Source organism: Polaribacter litoreus (genome assembly GCF_054584775.1).
Window position 1 is genome coordinate 69,595 of record NZ_JBTLRD010000013.1, and the last position, 20,884, is coordinate 90,478.

At 29.7% G+C, this 20,884-nt stretch carries 19 protein-coding genes; 6 read left to right on the forward strand and 13 right to left on the reverse strand.

The window, feature by feature from the left end:
- Positions 1-30 precede the first annotated feature (30 nt).
- The gene (locus tag ACW9UN_RS12555) at positions 31-864 is read right to left on the reverse strand and encodes a prohibitin family protein (protein ID WP_459486640.1); all 834 of its coding nucleotides are present in this window, start codon (positions 862-864) and stop codon (positions 31-33) included.
- 64 nt (positions 865-928) lie between these two features.
- Positions 929-2,800 (reverse strand): VWA domain-containing protein, encoded by a 1,872-nt coding sequence (locus ACW9UN_RS12560; protein WP_459486641.1) that lies wholly within the window; start codon positions 2,798-2,800, stop codon positions 929-931.
- 563 nt (positions 2,801-3,363) lie between these two features.
- On the opposite strand from ACW9UN_RS12560, the gene pta reads away from it, so the two are divergent.
- From pta to ACW9UN_RS12575, 3 genes are all read left to right on the forward strand, one after another.
- The gene (gene pta / locus ACW9UN_RS12565; protein ID WP_459486642.1) at positions 3,364-5,454 is read left to right on the forward strand and encodes a phosphate acetyltransferase; all 2,091 of its coding nucleotides are present in this window, start codon (positions 3,364-3,366) and stop codon (positions 5,452-5,454) included.
- A 4-nt stretch (positions 5,455-5,458) separates the two neighbouring features.
- Positions 5,459-6,643: an acetate/propionate family kinase gene (locus tag ACW9UN_RS12570; protein WP_459486643.1), complete on the forward strand. Its 1,185-nt coding sequence runs from the start codon at positions 5,459-5,461 to the stop codon at positions 6,641-6,643.
- A 189-nt stretch (positions 6,644-6,832) separates the two neighbouring features.
- Positions 6,833-7,546, forward strand: a complete 714-nt coding sequence (locus ACW9UN_RS12575) for a YebC/PmpR family DNA-binding transcriptional regulator (protein WP_459486644.1) — start codon at positions 6,833-6,835, stop codon at positions 7,544-7,546.
- Positions 7,547-7,897: 351 nt separating this feature from the next.
- On the opposite strand, the gene rny is transcribed toward ACW9UN_RS12575, so the two are convergent.
- The 3 genes from rny to ACW9UN_RS12590 form a co-directional block, all read right to left on the reverse strand.
- The gene (gene rny / locus ACW9UN_RS12580; protein ID WP_459486645.1) at positions 7,898-9,466 is read right to left on the reverse strand and encodes a ribonuclease Y; all 1,569 of its coding nucleotides are present in this window, start codon (positions 9,464-9,466) and stop codon (positions 7,898-7,900) included.
- Positions 9,467-9,716: 250 nt separating this feature from the next.
- Positions 9,717-10,010: a cell division protein ZapA gene (locus tag ACW9UN_RS12585; protein ID WP_459486646.1), complete on the reverse strand. Its 294-nt coding sequence runs from the start codon at positions 10,008-10,010 to the stop codon at positions 9,717-9,719.
- A gap of 14 nt (positions 10,011-10,024) precedes the next feature.
- Entirely contained in the window at positions 10,025-10,315 is a 291-nt protein-coding gene (locus ACW9UN_RS12590; protein ID WP_459486647.1) for a coiled-coil domain-containing protein, read from the reverse strand.
- A 146-nt stretch (positions 10,316-10,461) separates the two neighbouring features.
- Here ACW9UN_RS12590 and ACW9UN_RS12595 point away from each other — a divergent pair, with 146 nt between their 5' ends.
- The 3 genes from ACW9UN_RS12595 to ACW9UN_RS12605 are packed head-to-tail and all read left to right on the forward strand — an operon-like array spanning position 10,462 to position 15,076.
- Positions 10,462-12,156, forward strand: a complete 1,695-nt coding sequence (locus tag ACW9UN_RS12595) for a M23 family metallopeptidase (RefSeq protein ID WP_459486648.1) — start codon at positions 10,462-10,464, stop codon at positions 12,154-12,156.
- Between the two features lie 14 nt (positions 12,157-12,170).
- The gene (locus tag ACW9UN_RS12600) at positions 12,171-14,618 is read left to right on the forward strand and encodes a TonB-dependent receptor (RefSeq protein ID WP_459486649.1); all 2,448 of its coding nucleotides are present in this window, start codon (positions 12,171-12,173) and stop codon (positions 14,616-14,618) included.
- A gap of 5 nt (positions 14,619-14,623) precedes the next feature.
- Positions 14,624-15,076 carry a thioredoxin family protein gene (locus tag ACW9UN_RS12605; protein WP_459486650.1) on the forward strand — a complete coding sequence of 151 codons (453 nt, stop codon included), beginning with the start codon at positions 14,624-14,626 and terminating at the stop codon, positions 15,074-15,076.
- On the opposite strand, the gene ACW9UN_RS12610 is transcribed toward ACW9UN_RS12605, so the two are convergent.
- From ACW9UN_RS12610 to ACW9UN_RS12645, 8 genes are all read right to left on the reverse strand, one after another.
- Complete coding sequence (locus ACW9UN_RS12610; RefSeq protein ID WP_459486651.1) at positions 15,073-16,113, reverse strand: AI-2E family transporter; 1,041 nt, start codon at positions 16,111-16,113, stop codon at positions 15,073-15,075. The genes ACW9UN_RS12605 and ACW9UN_RS12610 overlap by 4 nt on opposite strands.
- Positions 16,114-16,185: 72 nt before the next feature.
- Positions 16,186-16,551, reverse strand: a complete 366-nt coding sequence (locus ACW9UN_RS12615; protein ID WP_459486652.1) for a cupin domain-containing protein — start codon at positions 16,549-16,551, stop codon at positions 16,186-16,188.
- Positions 16,552-16,614: 63 nt separating this feature from the next.
- A complete protein-coding gene (locus ACW9UN_RS12620) occupies positions 16,615-17,172 on the reverse strand; it encodes a hypothetical protein (protein ID WP_459486653.1) in 558 nt (185 codons plus the stop codon).
- 44 nt (positions 17,173-17,216) lie between these two features.
- Complete coding sequence (locus ACW9UN_RS12625) at positions 17,217-18,767, reverse strand: helicase HerA-like domain-containing protein (protein ID WP_459486654.1); 1,551 nt, start codon at positions 18,765-18,767, stop codon at positions 17,217-17,219.
- Between the two features lie 92 nt (positions 18,768-18,859).
- Positions 18,860-19,615 (reverse strand): LytR/AlgR family response regulator transcription factor, encoded by a 756-nt coding sequence (locus ACW9UN_RS12630; protein WP_459486655.1) that lies wholly within the window; start codon positions 19,613-19,615, stop codon positions 18,860-18,862.
- Positions 19,616-19,662: 47 nt separating this feature from the next.
- A complete protein-coding gene (locus ACW9UN_RS12635; protein ID WP_459486656.1) occupies positions 19,663-19,998 on the reverse strand; it encodes a 2TM domain-containing protein in 336 nt (111 codons plus the stop codon).
- Between the two features lie 4 nt (positions 19,999-20,002).
- The gene (locus tag ACW9UN_RS12640) at positions 20,003-20,590 is read right to left on the reverse strand and encodes a 2TM domain-containing protein (RefSeq protein WP_459486657.1); all 588 of its coding nucleotides are present in this window, start codon (positions 20,588-20,590) and stop codon (positions 20,003-20,005) included.
- Between the two features lie 4 nt (positions 20,591-20,594).
- Positions 20,595-20,882 carry a 2TM domain-containing protein gene (locus ACW9UN_RS12645; protein ID WP_459486658.1) on the reverse strand — a complete coding sequence of 96 codons (288 nt, stop codon included), beginning with the start codon at positions 20,880-20,882 and terminating at the stop codon, positions 20,595-20,597.
- Between the last annotated feature and the right edge of the window lie 2 nt (positions 20,883-20,884).

Below are 20,884 nucleotides of genomic sequence, written 5' to 3' on the forward strand. Positions count from 1 at the left end.
GGATTTTAAATTCTATGAAAATCAGAATGTTTAATTATTTCCTCCTAATATAATTGGCATTCCACTCTCTCCAGAACCGATAACAATTACCTTACTATTTGGCGATTTTGATAGCTCTAAAGTTGCTTCAATACCTTTTTCTTGCAAAATTTTGTCCGTTAAAGATTCACTTAAAATTTTATTTGCTATAGCTTTACCTTGCGCATCAATTTTTTGTCTTTCTGCCTCTTTTTCTGCTTTAGCAATTCTAAATTCATATTCTAAAGATTCTTGCTCTTGTTTTAATTTTGTTTCTATTGCAGTTCTAATTGTTGTTGGTAGTTTTACATCTTCTACCAAAACACGTTTTACAATTAAAAATTGATCTGCTAATAATTTTGTAACCTCGTCTAAAATTTCTTGTTCAATAACGTCTCTTTTACTAGAGTACAATTGTTCTGGTGTATAACGTCCTACAACACTTCTAGCTGCTGCATTAATTGCAGGGTCTAACAACTCACGTTCGTAATCTTCACCTTTTGTTTTAATTAATAAACCTAAATTTTCAAACTCTGGTTCATACCATATTGTTCCGTTTACTTTTACCTCTAATCCGTTTACAGAAAGTACATTCATTTCATCAGAAATTGATTGCTGACGTACTTTTCTTACAATCATCTTGTTCCAAGGTGCTACAATATGAAAACCTTCACCATAAGATCTTTCTGTATTTATACCATCACCAAGGGTTTCAAAAATTACACCTCCTTCTCCAGGTCCTATTGTAACTGTAGATTTCGAAAATAATATGATTACTGCAATTGCTATAACTACTAAAAAGATGCCTCCCTTTGGGAACTTCAATTCCATTTGATTATTTGCCATTTTATCTATTTTTAATTTTAACAAATTTACAACATCTAATCATCAAAGGCAATGTAACAAGAAGTTAAATTTTTCCATAATACTTTCTAATAAACCATTCTGCTGCAAATAGTGCTAAAATTACCAGCAACAACCATTTCCAATCAATTAAATTTTGGGGTTTGGTAGATGTTTTTTGAATGGTATAATAAGATGTATTATCTAATAGCACTTTGGTTAAACTTTCTATTTGATCTTTGTAATACACCTTCCCTCCTGCTTTGTCTGCTAATTTTTGCAATTTATCAACATTAGCATTCGTAAATTGTTCTTCAATTTGATAATCCGTTATTTTAAATCTACCTGTTTTAGAAATATTTTGTCCTAAAACTGAAACTTTATATGTATAATTGCCAGAAGGAAGATTTTCAATTTCTGTTTGAAAAGAATTGTTGACCAAAGAAAAAGGTACTTTTGTAACCTGATTTGTTGTAGAATTTATAATGGTAATTTCTAAATTAGCTCGAGCATCAAATTGATAATTTTTATCAGTATAAAATGCAGCAATTGTAATTGTAGAATTTGCTGGGTACAAAGATTCTGCATTAACATTAAGGCGATCTCTTTTTTTATTGGATGCTAAATATTGAATAAAGTTACCTAAAAAAGTATCAAAATCTTCGAAAGAATTGGTGTTTAAAAAACTATTGGCTCTCCATCTCCAAATACCTTCACCGAATACAAGTCCACTTTTTTGATTATTCGAATCGAAAGTGGCTATTAAAGGATTATTTGTCTGAAGTCCGTTGATATTTTGATACAACAATGTTTGATGCTTTTTAGAGATTTTAACTTCACCAAATTTATCTGTTAAAGGTGGAAAATTATTATATCCAATATCTTCTTGCAAAAAAGTTAAAAAACCATCGTTAAAAACTGCACCATAATTTTCGGTTTGGTCAATTGCATTCTTAGAAAATCCTAATTGTTTTTTATTGATAAAATTCCAATCTGTTTTAGACCCTGAAAACAATAAGAAATTGCTGTTTTTTTGTTGAATTTCATTAATTATGGTATTAAATCTACTATCTGGTTGATACAAAATAAGCAACTGATAATCTTCAATCTGATTTTTAAAATTATCGATATTTACAATATCAACACTACGCTGTTTATTACGTTCTATTGATTTTTTTAGAGCACCTAAATCTGGATGTAAAATAGAAGTTAATACTAACACTTTGGTTTGCTCATCAATAACATCGACAGAAAATGTTTTTATGTTATTTTTAATATTTTTTTCGTCACTAATTTTTGCTATCGATGCTGTGTAATATTGGGTACCTTTACTATTAGAGGTTAAATTGGCAGTAATGGTTGAAGATTTTTTTAATGCTGAAAAACGTATATTTTTTCTATAAATTGTTTTTCCTTTCCTAGAAATTGAAAATTGAGTCGTAACATCTTTCTTACCTTCATAATTCAAAATAACTTCTACAGGAAATTTGTTTTTAATATAACTGTACCTATTTACGTTTAATTGACTGATTTTTACATCAACATACATAGTAGTATCTCCTAAAATTATGGGGTAAATGGGTTGTTTTGAGTTGATAAATTCGTAATCTTGACCTATAGTTTGATTGCCGTCAGAAATTAAAATAATAGGAGCTATTTTCTTTTTTTGAAATTCATTAACACTAGAAATTGCTTTAAAAATATTGGTTTGAGGTTTAGAAAAAGAAAGACTATCTAAAACTTGAATACCATCTCCAAAAGCAAATTGTTGAATTTCGAATTTATTATTTATTTCATCATTGGTTTCTATGGCGCTGATAAAATCTTGCACTGATTTACCTTCTTTAAAAAAAGAAATAGACTGAGAGTCATCAACTAAAAGCGATAACGTAGGCTTTAAATTCGTTATTTTTAGGGTATCAATTTTTATGTTTATCAATAATAACAGTATTAAAAACAGGCTCAATGTCTTTAAAAAAAACAGCCAAAAAGTAACTTTTAATTTGTTTTTTACTTTGTAATAATACTGAAAATACGCAGTTGCAATACTAAAAAATAGGGCGAAAATTAAATAAAAAATCAAAGTAGAATGCAATAGATTTATTTTTATGGGAAAGATATAAAGAACTATTTGAAAAAGAAAAACCACAAAGGTTAAATATTAAGTTGTTTTTAAATATTTAAGATGTAGGCTTTAAAACAGATCATTTATAAAAATTATTTTTTCTTTTACAAAATGAAATGTTGTCACTAAAAAAATTTAGTTCATTGTTAATGAGCTTTAGCAAATTAGCCTTAAAAATAACAAACATATAATGAGAAATATTACTTTATGATTAATAAATCTTAAAGAATACATCCATTTTTGAAAATATATTGGCTTGTTTAAAGATTTTTTTGAACATCTTTTAACAAAAAATAACATTTAATGACTAATGTCACTTTTAGTATTTTTTTTATGTCTTATTTTTGCCTGAAACAATCAACATAATAATACATAAAATGAGTAAAGCAATCTATGTTACAACCATAGAATCTAATAGCGGAAAATCTTTAGTTTCCTTAGGTTTATTAAGAATGATGTTAACCAGATCTCCAAAAGTAGGCTATTTTAGACCTATTATCAATAAAGGGATTAATGATGCATTCGACAATCACACCAATACTGCAATAAGTTTTTTTAATTTAGAAACTGATCATGATGAATGTTTTGCTTACCATCAATACGAAGTGGTAGAATTATTAAGCGAAGGTAAAGAAGATGAAATTATACACACCATCATAAAAAAATACAAAGAACTCGAAAAAAAGTTTGATTATGTTCTTGTAGAAGGTACAGATTTTTCGGGCGAAGGTGGCTTTACAGAAGTTGACGTTAACTTAATGATTGCCAAAAATTTAGGAATACCCGTTTTAATTGTTGGAGCTGGTAATGGTAAAAAGAAGAAAGATTTTATCAATACCATGCAAATCACCTACAATTCTTTTGTAAGTAAAGAAGTAGATGTAATTGGTGTTATTGCCAATAAAATAGAAATTGATGAAGTAGGTTTTATCAAACAAGAATTAACCAAAGTTTTTCCTACTAAAGTTTCTATAGATATTATACCAAACATTAACTTTTTAGCATACCCCACAGTAAAAGAGGTAGTAGACGCTTTAGATAGTACCATTTTATTTGGTGAACAATTTATAGACAATGCAATTGGCAGCTACAGTATTGGTGCTATGCAATTGCGAAATTACTTAACAAGAATTCGAGAAAATGCACTAGTAGTAACACCCGGAGATAGAGCAGATATTATATTGGGCGCATTACAAGCAAATGCTTCTAGTAACTATCCAAAAATTGCAGGAATAATTTTAACAGGTAAATTAATTCCAGAAGACTCTATTATTAAACTAATTGAAGGGGTACAATCTACTATTCCAATTATTTCAGTTAGCGGCGGTACATTTAGTATCTCTAATAAAATTGGTGCTGTAAAACCAAAAATATACGCTGGCAATAATAGAAAAATCTTATTAGCTTTAGATACTTTCGATAACTATGTAAATGTAGAGCGTTTAACAAACATCTTATCTACCTTTCAATCAGAAAGATTAACACCAAGTATGTTTCAATATAATTTGCTGCAAAAAGCAAGACAAAACAGAAAACATATTGTGTTGCCAGAAGGTAATGATGAGCGTATTTTAACAGCAGCTGCAAGATTACAATTGCTAAATATTGTTGATTTAACAATTTTAGGTGATAAAAATACGATTCAATTAAAATGCGATCAAACTGGTTTGCAAATAGATTTAGAAAAAATCAATATTTTAAACCCTGAAGATTCTATCTATAATGATGATTTTGCAAAAACTTTATACGAAGCTCGTAAGCATAAAGGCATGACAGAAACTACTGCTGTAGATTTAGTTCGTGATGTTTCATACTTTGGAACACTGATGATTTTAAACGGCTTAGCAGATGGTATGGTTTCTGGTGCAGTACATACTACGATGCATACTATAAAACCATCTTTACAATTGATAAAAACAAAACCAGGAGTATCAGTAGTATCTTCTGTATTTTTTATGTGTTTATCAGATAGAGTTTCTGTTATGGGAGATTGTGCTGTAAACCCAAATCCGAATGCAGAACAATTGGCAGAAATTGCCATTTCATCTGCGCAATCTGCAGAAGCTTTTGGTATTGAAGCTAAAGTTGCTATGCTATCTTACTCTTCTGGAAGTTCAGGAAAAGGTGAAGAAGTTGAAAAGGTTAGAAAAGCTACAGAAATTGTACAAGCAAAAAAACCTGATTTAAAAATTGAAGGGCCAATACAATATGATGCAGCTGTAGATATGTCTGTAGCCAAAACAAAAATGCCAGATTCAAAAGTAGCTGGGCAAGCATCAGTGTTAATTTTCCCTGATTTAAATACAGGAAACAACACTTACAAAGCCATTCAAAGAGAAACAGGAGCATTAGCTATTGGCCCAATGCTACAAGGTTTAAATAAGCCTGTAAACGATTTAAGTAGAGGCTGTACTGTAGAAGATATATTTAATACAGTTTTATTAACCGCAATTCAAGCAAATCAATAATAATATGAATATTTTAGTTTTAAATGCTGGATCATCTTCTTTAAAATATCAATTAATTACAATGCCCTCACAAATAGTTAAATGTGTGGGTATTATAGAACGAATTGGTATGGATGATGCTATTTTTACTCACGAAAAAGATGCTGATGAATATACTGAAGTATTGCCTATTTTAAATCATGAAATAGGATTAAAAAAAATTGCAGATGCCTTAATGGATGCTAAAATTGGAGTTATCAATAATGTAGATGAAATAGAAGCAGTGGGTCATAGAGTGGTTCATGGTGGAGATAAATTTAGCAAAACTGTGTTGGTTACAAACCAAGTAAAAGAAGAGATTAGACAGTTGTTTGATTTAGCTCCTTTGCATAATCCTGCAAACTTAACAGGTATAGAAATTGCAGAAACTATTTTTACATCAGCAAAACAAATTGCTATTTTTGATACTGCTTTTCATCAAACAATGCCTAAAAAAGCATATCAATTTGCAATTCCTAACGAATATCTACATAAACATCATATAAGAGCTTATGGTTTTCATGGTACAAGTCATAAATATGTTTCCGAAAAAGCTATTGAGAAATTAAACAAAAAAGACTCTAAAATTATTTCCATACACCTTGGCAATGGTTGTAGTATGGCCGCTATTAAAAACGGAAAAACGATTGATACCTCTATGGGAATGGGCCCAATGAATGGTCTTATTATGGGAACACGTTCTGGAGATCTAGATCCTTCTGTGATTTTCTTTTTGATGAAAAAATTCAAAAAAAGTGCAGAAGAAGTAAATAATATTATACAAAAAAAATCTGGAATGTTAGGATTAACAGGGCATTCTGATCTAAGAGAAATCTCTGAAAAAGCAAATAATGGAGATAAAAATTGTAAAAATGCACTACAATTAGCGGCTTATAGAATTCAAAAGTTTATAGGTTCTTTTGTAGCGGCTCTAAACGGTTTAGATGCAATTATTTTTACAGCTGGAATTGGAGAAAACTCATCCATAATGAGAACGTTAGCTTGTGAAAATTTAGATTTTTTAGGTATTCATTTAGATGATGAAAAAAATAGTATTCGTTCTAAAGAAATTAGAGAAATTCAGTCCTCTACATCAAAAGTAAAAGTATTTATAATACCTACTAATGAAGAAATAGAAATTGCAAAACAATCTTACCAACTTTTAAATTAAGAAACTACCAAGAGTTCAAGAATAAGTAATGCTGTTTTAAACATTTGTGTTATAATTAGACTTGTTTGTAAATCCATCTAAAATTTATTTATTCTTGAATTCTTCATATTTTAATACATATAATAATTGTAAAAAAACAATGTAATCTTTACTTTTGCGAGCACTATAATTAAAAACAATCTTTAAAAAATGGGTAGAGCATTTGAGTTTAGGAAAGCAAGAAAAATGAAGCGTTGGTCAGCAATGGCAAAAACATTTACCAGAATTGGTAAAGATATTGTGATGGCTGTAAAAGAAGGAGGTCCAAACCCTGATACCAATTCTCGTTTACGTGCCGTAATTCAAAATGCTAAGGCAGCCAATATGCCTAAAGATAATATTGAGCGTGCTATAAAAAAAGCGTCAGACAAAGATACTGCCAACTACAAAGAAGTATTGTTTGAAGGTTATGCACCTCACGGAATTGCCATTTTATTAGAAACTGCTACCGATAATAATAATAGAACTGTTGCCAATGTTAGAGCTGCTTTCAACAAATGTGATGGTAGTTTAGGAACTTCTGGCTCTGTTGTTTTTATGTTCGATCATACCTGTAACTTTACACTTAGTAAAGAAAATATTGATGATTTAGAAGAGTTAGAATTAGAACTCATCGATTTTGAAGTTGAAGAAGTTTTTAACGATGAAGAAGGTGTAATTATTTATGCCCCTTTTGAACAATTTGGATCATTACAAACCTATTTTGAAGAAAATAATATCGAAATTCTTTCTTCTGGTTTTGAAAGAATACCAACAACAACTACTAAGATTTCTGACGAACAAAAAGAAGATGTCAATAAACTTTTAGAGCGCCTAGAAGAAGATGATGATGTGCAAAATGTATATCATTCTATGGAAGAATAGAATCGTTTTTTTGACTCTCTTTTTTTTATTTTACCCTGCACAGTATTTATAATCTATTCAAGCTTTGTTTTATTGCTTTAGCATTAGCAATATAGTTTTGAATGGATATATTGTATACTCCTAATGTTACTTTTAAAACTTAAAAAACAAAAGGCAGTCTGAAAAATTAATTTGTATGTCATTTTTTAATCGTGATTCAGAAATCTAATATACTTAATTATCAAAAATTAAGATTTGTAATCTACAGTTAAAACAACAAATTTTAATATTTTTCAGACAGCCTCTTTTCGCTTATTTAATATTTCTCAACAGAGTTTTTCTATTTGTATTGATTTAGAATGGTAGTGTTTTTTATTTTGCCACGTTTACAGCTCTTGTTTCTCTAATTACTGTAACTTTAACTTGGCCAGGATAGGTCATATCGTTTTGTATTTTTTGAGAGATATTAAATGACAATTCAGAGGCTTTAGTATCATTTACTTTAGTACTTTCTACCATAACTCTTAACTCTCTACCTGCTTGAATTGCATACGCTTTTTGCACTCCATTAAATCCAAAAGCTATGGCTTCTAAATCTTTTAAACGTTGTATATATGAGTCTAAAACTTGACGTCTTGCCCCTGGTCTTGCTCCAGAAATAGCATCACAAACCTGCACGATAGGCGATAATAAACTTTTCATTTCTATTTCATCATGGTGTGCTCCAATTGCATTACAAACTTCTCCTTTTTCACCAAATTTTTCTGCCCATTGCATCCCTAATAAAGCATGTGGCAGTTCACTTTCAGCATCTGGCACTTTTCCTATATCGTGTAACAAACCAGCACGTTTGGCTAACTTTGCATTAATACCCATTTCTGCAGCCATAATACCACAAAGGTTTGCAACTTCACGAGAGTGTTGTAATAAATTTTGTCCATACGAAGAACGGTATTTCATTCTACCTACTGCTTTAATCAATTCTGGATGTAAGCCGTGAATTCCTAAATCAATAACCGTTCTTTTACCAACTTCAATGATTTCTTGATGAATTTGTTTTTCAGTTTTCTTAACAACTTCTTCTATTCTTGCAGGATGAATTCTACCATCAGTTACCAATTTATGCATTGCTAAACGCGCAATTTCTCTACGTACAGGATCAAAACAAGATAAGATAATAGCTTCTGGTGTATCATCTACAATAATCTCTACTCCTGTAGCAGATTCTAAAGCTCTAATATTACGACCTTCTCTACCAATAATTCTACCTTTTACGTCATCAGATTCTAAGTTAAAAACAGACACGCAATTTTCTACAGCTTGTTCTACCCCCACTCTTTGAATAGTTCCTAAAACTATTTTTCTAGCCTCTTGCTCTGCTGTTAATTTAGCTTCTTCTACAGAAGTTTGTACAAAAGCCATGGCCTCTGCTTTAGCCTCATCTTTTAAAGATGCTACTAATTCTTTTTTAGCTTCTTCTGCAGATAGGCCAGAAATTTGTTCTAACATATCTACATGACGTTTGTGCATTTTATTTAAATCATCTTCTTTTTTTTCTAAGAAATCCAATTTAAAATTATAATCTTTTTCTTTTTGCTCTAAAGATTTATTTAAACGTTTATTCTTATCTACTTCAGATGCTGCTTTAGATTCTCTATCTCTAATTCTCTTTTCTACGTCAGAAATCTTTTTTTCTCTAGCTAAAATTACTTTTTCATGTTCCGCTTTTAGTTCGATAAACTTTTCTTTCGCTTGTAAAATTTTATCTTTTTTTACTGATTCTGCATCAATTTTAGCTTCTTTTAAAATAGTAGCTGCTTCTTTTTTTGTTTCATCAAGAAATTTAGTTCCTTTAGATTTTTCTATCATTTTAAAGATTACAAATCCTATTGCAATCCCAACTATAACTCCCAAAAGAATGGGAAGTAACATATCATCCATAATTAAAATTTATATATAAAAAAAAGCCTACATTAGTTTAGGTTTTTAAACTCCATAATGACATTTATAGGACTAACTAACTGTTCAAGGATCCAATTATATACTGAGGTGTGCTAAATAAATTTAGCTTATGCTCAGCACAATAGGCGTGCTTTAGTAGTTAAGACTCATCCTTCATAATAGAATAGTGTTGAGTTTAATAAACAATTACTAACGTAGGCAGTGTGTTGTTAATGTATTTTAATGAACTTTATTCTAAATGTGTACTCACCAATTGGGTAAGCTCATTTAATTTTTGTATTTCTTCAATTGTTGTGTCATTTTTTTGTAAAGATAATATTTCTAATTTTGCTGCAAATTGTAACGCAGCCATGGCCAAAACATCTTGTTTATCACTTACTGCATAGTTTTGCTCAAATTTGGCTATTAGTTGATTTATTGCATTTGCAGCCTTTCGCATACCTTCTTCTTCTTTAATATTATTTACACTTAAAGGATAGGATCTACCTGCAATTACAACATTTATCTTTAATTTTTGACTCACAATTTAAAAGAACTTTATTCTTGTAACTGAACTATACATTTATCAATTTCTCTAATTAACGAATTTATTTTCAGCTTTGTATCTTTTGTATTTGAACTACTGCCTTCAATAGTTTTTGCAATTTTTAGCAAATCATATTCTTTTTTTTGGTCTGCTAGCTTTTGCTTTGTTTCTAATAGTTGATGTTGTAAATCTGTATTATTTTGAAGCAATATCTGGTTCTCTTTTTTTAAAAACTGATAATTAGAAAGTAAGTTTTGCAACGTTTTTTCTAGTAAATGAATTGCTTCTAGTGTTTTACTCATGTTACTTTTAGAATAAACTATCTTTACAAAGTTAACAATCTGTTTTAAATATTACAACATTTTATGTGTTTTTTACTAAAGGCTTGATAGTGAATAAATTACAAAAACAAGGATTTTTAGTATTTTTACATTAAAATTATTGCATTTTGAAACATCTTATATTAATCCTTTTTTTATGCGTTCCATATACAAGTTTTTCGCAAAAAAAATACCCTAAAGACTATTTTAGAAACCCGTTAAATATTCCTACATTTTTAACAGGCTCTTTTGGAGAGTTACGCACCAATCACTTTCATGCTGGCTTAGATATCAAAACACAAGGCAAAGAAGGCTTAAAAGTTTTTGCTACTGCAGATGGTTATGTATCTCGTATAAAAGTACAACAATTTGGTTACGGAAAAGCCATTTATATTACGCATCCAAATGGTTATACGTCTGTTTATGGGCATTTAAGTAGGTTTAATGACGAGATAGAAAAATATGTAAAAAATATTCAATACAAAAAAGAAAACTATGAAACTGGAAATCTCTTTTTTAAGGACGATAAATTTCCGGTGCAAAAAGGAGAAATTATTGCTTTTTCTGGTGATACTGGTGGTTCTGGTGGGCCTCATTTGCATTTTGAACTTCGTGATTCACAGACCGAAAAAGTAATTAATCCTCTTTTATTTGGTATAAAAGTTGTCGATTCTCGAAAGCCAACCATACAATCTTTAAAAGTTTATACTTTGAGTGATGATGCTAGAGTCAATCAACAGAAAAAAAGTTTTCAAATACCTATAAAAAATTTAGGGAATGGTAAATACATAGCAGATAGAATTACCGCAAGCGGAACCATTAGTTTTGCAGTTAGTGTTTTTGATAGGTTTAATGGCATGCCCAATAAAAATGGAATTTATAGTTTAGCTATGTTTTTAAATGGAAAACGTTTTTATTATCATGATGTTGAAACTTTTTCTTTTGCAGAAAGTAAATTTTTGAATTTACATATCGATTATGAACATTACAAAAAATACAAAAAACGTTATCAAAAAACATTTAAAGAAACAGCCAACAAATTAACTACTTATGAAAAACTAGTTAATAATGGTAAAATTAATGTTCAAAAAGGAATGAATTATACTGTAGAAATTGTGGCTAAAGATTTTGAAGGGAATACAAGTTCTATTAAAATACCTGTTGCTGGTAAAGAGAGTAATGCTATTTTTACGTCCCAAAGAGACACAACTGCCTACAAAATACACAGTAAAAAGTTTAATAAATTTACCAAAAACGGTGTTACTATTGCTTTTCCAAAAAATACTTTTTACAAAGATTACTATTTAGATTTTAAAGTTGATGATAATATTGCCAAAATTCATACACCTACAATTCCGTTGAATAAAAGCTTTACGCTTACATTTGACGTTTCTAAATACTCAGAAGAAGAAAAAGAACAAATGTATATTGCCAATTTAGAATATCCAAAATACCCCAGATATTACTATACAAGAAAAAAAGACAGTACGTTTTACACCACTACTAAAACTTTAGGAAATTATACGTTAAAGTTTGATACAAAAAAACCAAAAATTCGATTATTGTATTTTAAAGACAAGCAGTCTTTAGAAAGCTCTAAAACTTTAAAAGTAAGAATTTCAGATATTGGATCTGGCATTAAAGATTGGAGAGCCACTATTGATGGTGAATGGATTTTAATGCAATACAATCATAAAAAAGGAATTTTAACCTATAATTTTAGTGATAAAAAATTGGTGGGTAACAAACATATCTTTAAACTTGTAGTTTCAGACAATGTTGGAAATACGAATACCATTTCTGCAACGTTCTTTAAAAAATAGATAAACTAATTTTTGTGAAAAAAATATTCTTATTTTTATTATTGATACCCACTTTTATTGTAGCTCAAAAAACCACTATTTTAAAAGGAACTGTTAAAGATAGCCAGAAAGATGGCATCGAAAAAGTATCTGTTAAATATGGTAATACAGGTACTGTTACCGATAAAAATGGTAATTTTAGTATTAGAATTCCTTTAAACCAAGAAATTACTATTACCTTTAGTCATGTTTCTTATCGTAGCTTCATAAAAAAAATTACAGCCAAAAGTAGAACTGTTATTCGTTTTTCGCCTACACTTTATTTAAAAACAGAAAATCTTGACGAAATTGTTATTAAGGATCAAAGAGATGCTGCTTCTGGAATACAAAAAATAGACATCAATACTGTAAAAAATATTATTGGGCCAAATGCAGGTATAGAAAATACCTTAATGACTTTACCTGGTGTAAATAACAATAACGAATTGAGTACACAATACAACGTTAGAGGGGGTAATTTTGATGAAAATTTAGTGTACGTTAATGGCATTCAGGTATATAGACCTTTTTTAGTTCGATCGGGTCAGCAAGAAGGATTAAGTTTTATCAATACAAATATGGTGCAGAATATTAACTTTTCTGCTGGTGGTTTTCAGGCAAAATATGGTGATAGATTGTCTTCTGTATTAGACATCACCTATAGAAAACCAACTGAAACAGCCACTACAATTGATGCTAGTTTGTTAGGCGCAAGCCTAACTTTTGAAGGACAATTTTTAGATAAAAAACTAAGTACAATTACTGGAGTTCGTTATAGAGACAACAGTTTATTTGTAAATAGTAAACAAATTGAAACTAATTTTAGACCTCGTTTTACAGATATACAAACCTATTTGTCTTATGATTTTTCTAAAAAACTTAAATTAAACTTTTTAGGAAACTTTTCATTAAACAATTATAATTACCAACCTTTATCTAGAAGAACGCGTTTTGGTACTGTTGCCAATCCTTTAGAATTGATTGTTTTTTATTCTGGGCAAGAAACAGATACTTATTTAACGCTATTTGGAGCTCTATCTGCTGATTATTATATCAATGACGATTTTAGCATAACTACAACTGCATCAAGATACAACACACAAGAAGAAGAATACTTTGATATTGCTGCCCAATACAGTTTAGGAGAAGTTGACGCTAATATTGGCTCAGAAAATTTTGGTGAAGTAGAATTCTCTCAAGGAATTGGCTCTCAATTAAATCATGCTCGTAATGATTTAGATGCTTTAATTACAAATGTGGAAATTAAAGGAACTATAAAGAAAGAAAATATTCAGTGGACTTTTGGTGTTAAATATCAAAAAGAAGATATTAAAGATAGAATTCGAGAGTGGGAAATTATTGATTCTTTAGGTTTTTCTATAAGACCTCCTTTTCACTCAACCAACAATCAACCCTACGAACCTTTTGAAGGTGAAATTGTACCTTTTCAAAACATAAGAAAAGATAATGGTGTTTCAATAAACAGAATTACTGGTTTTGCACAGTTTAATCAACGTACTTTTTGGAATGATCATGAAATTTTTTATAATCTAGGGGTTAGAGCGCATAATTGGTCTGTAACTGGAAACGGAATTGGTTCTAAAAATCAAATTATTATAAGTCCAAGAGGACAATTTGCTATAAAATCAGATTGGAAAAAAGATATGTTGTTTCGTTTTTCTGCTGGTTTATACGCACAACCACCTTCTTACAGAGAATTAAGAGATTTTAATGGCGATGTAAATGTTGATGTAAAAGCCCAAAAATCAGTTCATTTTGTATCTGGAATGGATTACAGTTTTACCATGTGGGAAAGGCCATTTAAATTAACAACAGAAGCCTATTATAAAGATTTATCTGATATAAACTCTTATACAATTGATAATGTAAGAATTCGTTACAGAGCAGATAATGTAACAAAAGCTTATGCTTATGGTTTAGATTTGCGTTTAAATGGCGAGTTTGTGCCGGGAAGCGAGAGTTGGGTAAGTTTAGGGTATTTAAAAACAGAAGAAAACATCGATAACCAAGGTTACATTGCTAGGCCATCTGACCAGCGTATAAAATTCGGAATTTTATTTCAAGATTATGTACCTAATTTACCAGATTTAAAAGCATATTTAAATTTAGTGTATAATTCTGGTGTTCCTGGAGGCTCTCCTGCATATGCAGATCCATATAATTTTCAAGAACGTTTACGAGATTATAGACGTGCAGATTTAGGGGTTTCTTACGTTTTTGCTGATGCTAACAAACAATTTGAATTGGGTTGGTTGGCTAACTTTAAAGAGCTAACTGCTGGTTTAGAGTTATTTAATATGTTTGATATTCAGAATGCCATTACTAATACTTGGGTTAGAGATGTATACTCTAAAACACAATTCGGAATCCCTAACTTTATGACAGGTAGAGTACTTAATTTTAAAGTTGCTATGAAATTTTAAAAATAATGGTATTTAAAACTACTAAACATTTACTACAAATCTTATTTTTCTTTTTGTGTTTCAGTCAGGTATTAAGAAGTCAAGAAATTAACATTTATACAAATTGGATCAAAACTAAAGAAATTGCAAAAAAAGAAGATAAACAAATTTTAGTTATTTTAACTGGAAGTGAGTGGTGTGCACCTTGCAAAAAAATGAATGAAAGGGTAATCAAAAATTCTACATTTAAAACGTATGCACAAAGTAATTTAGTATTATTTACTGTTGATATTCCTAAAGGTGTTATTGATTTGAATAGTAAAATTTATAAAGATTATAGAACGTTTGAAAAAAAATATAAAACAAATGCAATGCCTGCCTTGGTTTTAGTAGATAAAAATGGCATTAAAATAAAAAACTTAAAAGGCACACTGTTTCACTTAAAAAATGTCATGAAACAGCTTGTTACAAACTACTAAGTTTGCACTACTTTATCGTACTTTACTAAAGCTCCAAATTCTTTTTTATATATTTTAACAACTACCAAAAACAAGCTGATTAATAATGGTCCGAAAATTAGACCTATAAAACCAAATAAAGGTACACCAACAATTACACCTATCAGTGTTATTAACGGATGCACATTATCTAAAGTTTTTAACACAAAAAGTCGTATGATATTATCTGTAGAGCCTACAACAACCAAACCGTATATTAAAATTCCCCATGCCTCAAAGGTATTTCCATAAGACATCGTTAAAACAAAAACAGGAAGAATACCAACCAAAGTACCAATAAAAGGAATCATAGAACCTACTGTAACTACCACAAACCAGAAAAAAGGGTCTTTAATACCAAAAATTAAAAAACCAATTAAAGCAATAATTCCTTGGGCTATAGCAACAAGCGGAATTCCAATAGCGTTTGAGCGCACCATTGCTTGTGCTTCTTTGCCTATTACTTTCAAATTTTTTTCACTAATCGGAATATATTCATATAAAGAATACCTTAATTCTTTTCTATTCGTTAGCATATAATACAAAACAAAGTACATTAAACCAATAGATAAGAAAATATCAAACGTACTACCTGCAAAATTTTCTAAATTTTCAGAAATCCATGTTGAAACCTCTGAGGTATTAATTCTTGAGCTTAAATCAAAACCATATTCACTTTCAATTAAAGCCAATTTCTGCTCAACTACCTTGGCAATTTTTTCTGAATTTTCTACAGCTTCACCAACCTTATCACCTAACATAAATAAGATACCTGCTACTGGTAATAAAATACAGATAAAGGAAAATAACATTAAAAATATGGCTGCAAAATGTGGATTCCAATTTTTTTTGACTAAAAAAACCATCCACTTTCTTAACAGAACGTAAATGGTAATTGCTCCTAAAAGACCCGACAAATATGGTAACAGTTCTCTAAAAATAAGAAATGCAAATGCTAAAATTAACAAGAGTACAAATACTTGCCTTATGGTTTTTGGTGGAATTACATTTTTTTTCATAGCGCAATTTAAAATTTATTTCACTGTAAAATTACCCCAATCAAAAATAAAATTAATTCATATACTCTGGTATTATTCTTCTCTATTTACTAAATCTAAAGAAAAGGCGGGTAAACAAATGGCCAAATATTCGCATTCTTCATCAAAAGGATTGGCATACTGTACACGCGTGTTTTTTTGTATTTTAATAGATTGCCCAGCCTCTAACACAACTTTTTCATCCTCAATAATAAATTGTTTTTTACCTCTAATAATATATGTATACTCATCAAATTCAGGGGTTTGAAAAGGTTCTTTCCATTTTGGAGGTGCAATCATATGCGCAATACTAATACCAGAATCTTTGTTTGTTGCATTACCAAAATGCTCTTCTATTAATTTGCCATCTGATGTTGGAACAATAAAGGGTGATTTTTGAACGGTATATTTTTTTTTCATAAATGATTCAGAATAACAAAAGATGGTTTTAAAATTTAAAAAGAGACTGAAATAATTTTAGCATTAATTGAACCAAACTACAAAAGATTTTATTTTTGCTAAATCTGGAATTTGCTCTAAAGACACCTTTTGAGAGCTATAACTGCTCAAACCCAACTCGCTTTTATCGATTACCATTGTTGCATTTAATTCATCTAAAAAAAGGGTAACCGATTTTAAAGTTGATTCTGGTCTTAAGTGATTGCTTACATTGATTTCTGAAAAACTTGAATTTAAGTTGATGCCTTCTTTTGTTTTAAATCGCTTGTCGTGAATCTCTATGCTTTTTATGGTTGATGTAGAGTCTAATTGTTCTTTTGGTACAATAGTTAATAAGTGCTTCCCTCCTTTTTCAAAAATCAAATATTCATCATCATCTTGAAAATAATTATCGCCCAAAGCACCTTCACTTAAATTTTTAACGATAGAGTCTTTCTCAAAAATTTTATTCAATTCTTTTACTGTAGTTTTTGGTGTTATTAAACCCACTTTTCCTTTTTCTATGATGTACTTATCGTTATTGCTGCATCCAATTATTAAAAAACATGCTATAAGTAAAGGTAAAATACTATTTTTTATCATTATTGTTAATTTATAAACGTTTAAACGTTTGTTTTTTGATTTTGTTATTTGATTACTTTTTTTAAAATTCCGAACACGGCCCTAATAAAGGTGGCGCTTGTTAATACTTTTACTAACGGATCTTGTCTTCTACTTCTTGAGGAAGTTCTTTTTCTAGCCTCCTTTGCTTTTTCTTTAGCTAATCGTTCTTTTTCTTTTTTAGCTTCGGCATCTTTTATGGCTTGTTCTTCTGCAAGATTAATCTTTTCTATTTTGGCGTTTAGCAATTCATATGCACTTTCTCTATCTAAATCTTCGTTGTATTTGTAAAAAAGCCTTGAATTATTAATTACATTTTTTAACTCTTTATCCGTTAAAATATCCATTCTACTCATTGGTGCACGTAGCATTGTTCTTGCAAGTGGAGTTGGAATTCCTTTTTCGTTTAACACAGATACAAACGCTTCTCCTATACCTAATTGTGTTAACACTTCTTTGGTGTCATAATACTCTGAATCTGGATAATTTTCTGCTGCTAATTTTATAGCTTTTCTATCTTTAGCTGTAAAAGCTCTTAAAGCATGTTGTATTTTTAAACCCAATTGAGCTAAAATATCTTCTGGAACATCTTTAGGATTTTGAGTAACAAAATACAAACCAATACCTTTAGATCTAATGAGTTTTACAATACTTTCTATTTGATTTAGCAAGGCTTTAGAAGCTTCATCAAACACCAAGTGTGCTTCGTCTATAAAAATAATCAATTCTGGTCTTTCTGCATCTCCTTGCTCAGGGAAAGTTTCATACACTTCTGCTAGCAATTGTAACATAAATGTTGAAAATAGCTTGGGTTTATCTTGAATATCAGTTAAACGCAATACAGAAATGATACCTCTCCCGTTTTCATCAATTCTAGTTAAATCTTCTACATCAAAAGATTTTTCGCCAAAAAATAAATCACCACCTTGTTGTTCTATTTCTATAATTTTTCTTAGGATTGCTCCTGTACTTGCAGTTGAAATTCGGCCATATTCACTTTGAATTTCTTCTTTACCCTCATTAGTTACATATTGCAAAATCTTTTTAAAATCTTTAATGTCTAATAACGGCAATTTATTGTCATCACAATATTTAAAAATGATGGCAACAATTCCGCTTTGCGTTTCTGTGAGATCTAAAATTCTTGATAATAAAACTGGTCCGAATTCAGAAATTGTAGCGCGCAAACGTGTTCCATCTTGTTCTGAAAGCGTTAAAACTTCTATTGGAAAATTTTTAGCTTCAAAAGGAAAACCTATTTTTTGATGACGTTCATCTATTTTTGGATGACCATCACTTGCTTTTGCTAAACCAGAAAGATCTCCTTTAATATCCATTAATAACACAGGAACCCCTTTTTCTGATAAGTTTTCTGCTAAAACTTGTAGCGTTTTGGTTTTTCCTGTACCTGTTGCACCCGCAATTAAGCCATGCCTATTTAAGGTTTTTAAGGGCACTTTTACCAACGCATTTGTAATGGTATTTTCACCTAACATTGCAGCACCTAAATTTATAGCATCGCCTTTGGTTTTATAACCATTAGTAATATAAACGAAGAATTCTTCTTGTTGACTCATTTAAAGTGATTTATAGAACCCGAATTAACTTCAAGTTAAAACCATAAAAATAAGTAAAGTTTAAGATTTTAGAAATTATTTGTGGGTTTTGTTTAGTCTATCCAATTTTTAAAGTCTTTAACACGATCTCTACTCACAATAATTTCTGCATCCTTGTACGAATTTAAAATCAATTTTAAACGTGAGTTTGAGTACGCTACAATATCTTTTATGGCATTGATATGCACAATATAAGTTCGGTTTACTCTAAAAAAATGTTCAGGATCTAATTGTTCTTGCCAGTTTTCTAAAGAATTGTCTAATAAATAATTCCTGTTTTCTTTGGTATGTATATAAGTAGATTTATTCTCGCTATAAAAACACTCTACCTCATCAATATGAATAATTTTAATATGTTGCCCAACTTTAATGGTTAGCCGTTTTTTAAATTTACGATCTACAGGGTTTATCAATAATTTTCTGATATCGTCTAAATTTACCTGGACATCAGATTGTTGTGGTTGTTGTTTTTTAAATTGATGTACTGCAGCTTCTAATTCATCATCATCAATAGGTTTTAAGAGATAATCTATAGAATTTAGTTTAAAGGCTTTTAAGGCGTATTCATCATAAGCAGTGGTAAAAATAATAGCAGATTTTACATCAATTTCTTCAAAAATTTCGAAAGATAATCCGTCAGACAATTGAATATCTAAAAATATTAAATCTGGATGTTTATTATTTTGCAACCAATTTAATGATTCTTCTACAGAATGTAACATTTGTTGTACCTCGATGTTTAACGCAGCTAACATTCTATTTAATCTTCTTGCGGCTGGCTTTTCATCTTCTATAATTAATACATTCATTTTCTTAGTTTTTATTTATTGTTTTTGTTGATGACGACATTGAACTACTACTTCAATTTCTTGCGCTTATCATCTTTATCCATCAATTCTTGAATTTTTTTGTCTTCCCAATCTTTACCAAAACCTAAAGATTTGAATCCGAAAACTCCTAACCAATGGAAAAACATTCCTATTCCCCAGAAAAATGCTGTAGAATATGTTCCGAAATTGGTAAGTGCTTCTCCAAAAGTATCTCCGCTTTTCATTAAGCCGTAAACAATAATACTGCTTAAAAAAAGGTTTACCAAAACATAAACAATTAAGTGAATATAAAATCCTTTAATCTCTTTGACTCTTTTTTTAGCTCTTATATAATTTTGACTTTCTGTAAAATCTTGATGCATAATATTAATTATTTGTATTTATAAATTCTTGAATTTTTTTGTCTTCCCAGTTTTTACCTAAGCCTAAAACCTCGAAACCAAAGACACTTAACCAATGAAAAAACAAGGAAATCATCATGCCGCCTAAAACAAACCAGAAAAAATGAAATTCGGATACTAATTTTAAATTTACGAAAAGAATTAAAGGAAAAGAAAACAAATGCACAATTAAATGTACATAAAACCCTTTAATTTCTTCGGTTGCTTTTTTCGCTTTTAAATAATTTTGTTCTTGAATAAATTCTGATTCTTGATCTGATTTAACTTCTTTACAATCTCCTAAAATTTCTTGAACCTTTTTATCTTTCCATTCTTTTTTAAAATCCATTTTAGAAAATGCAAAAACATTTATCCAATGAATGATTACCCCCATACACCAAGCCACAATTGCGTACCAAAACCAATGAAATTGTGGCACTGTTTGCAGATTTATAAAAACTAAAAAAGGTAATATTAAAAAAGATGCTATAAAATGTGTGTAAAACCCTTTTAGATCTTTTACTTTCTGTTTTGCCTTTAATTTTATGTGATGGGCTATGTAGTTTGATGACATGGTGTTAGTTATTATCGTTCATAAACTCTTTGATTTTTCTGTCTTCCCAGTTTTTCCCAAATCCTAATAGATTAAAACCAAAAGTATTTAACCAATGAAAAAACAAACCAAAACCCCAACCTAATACTGAAAACCAAAACCAATGAAAATGAGGTACAAATTTTAGGTTTACAAAAATAATTAAAGGAATTATTAAACAATAAACGGTTAAATGAATGTAGAAACCTTTTATTTCTTCTACTTTTTTTTGTGCTTTTAAAAAGCGTTGTTCTCTTGTAAAATCTTTTTCCATTA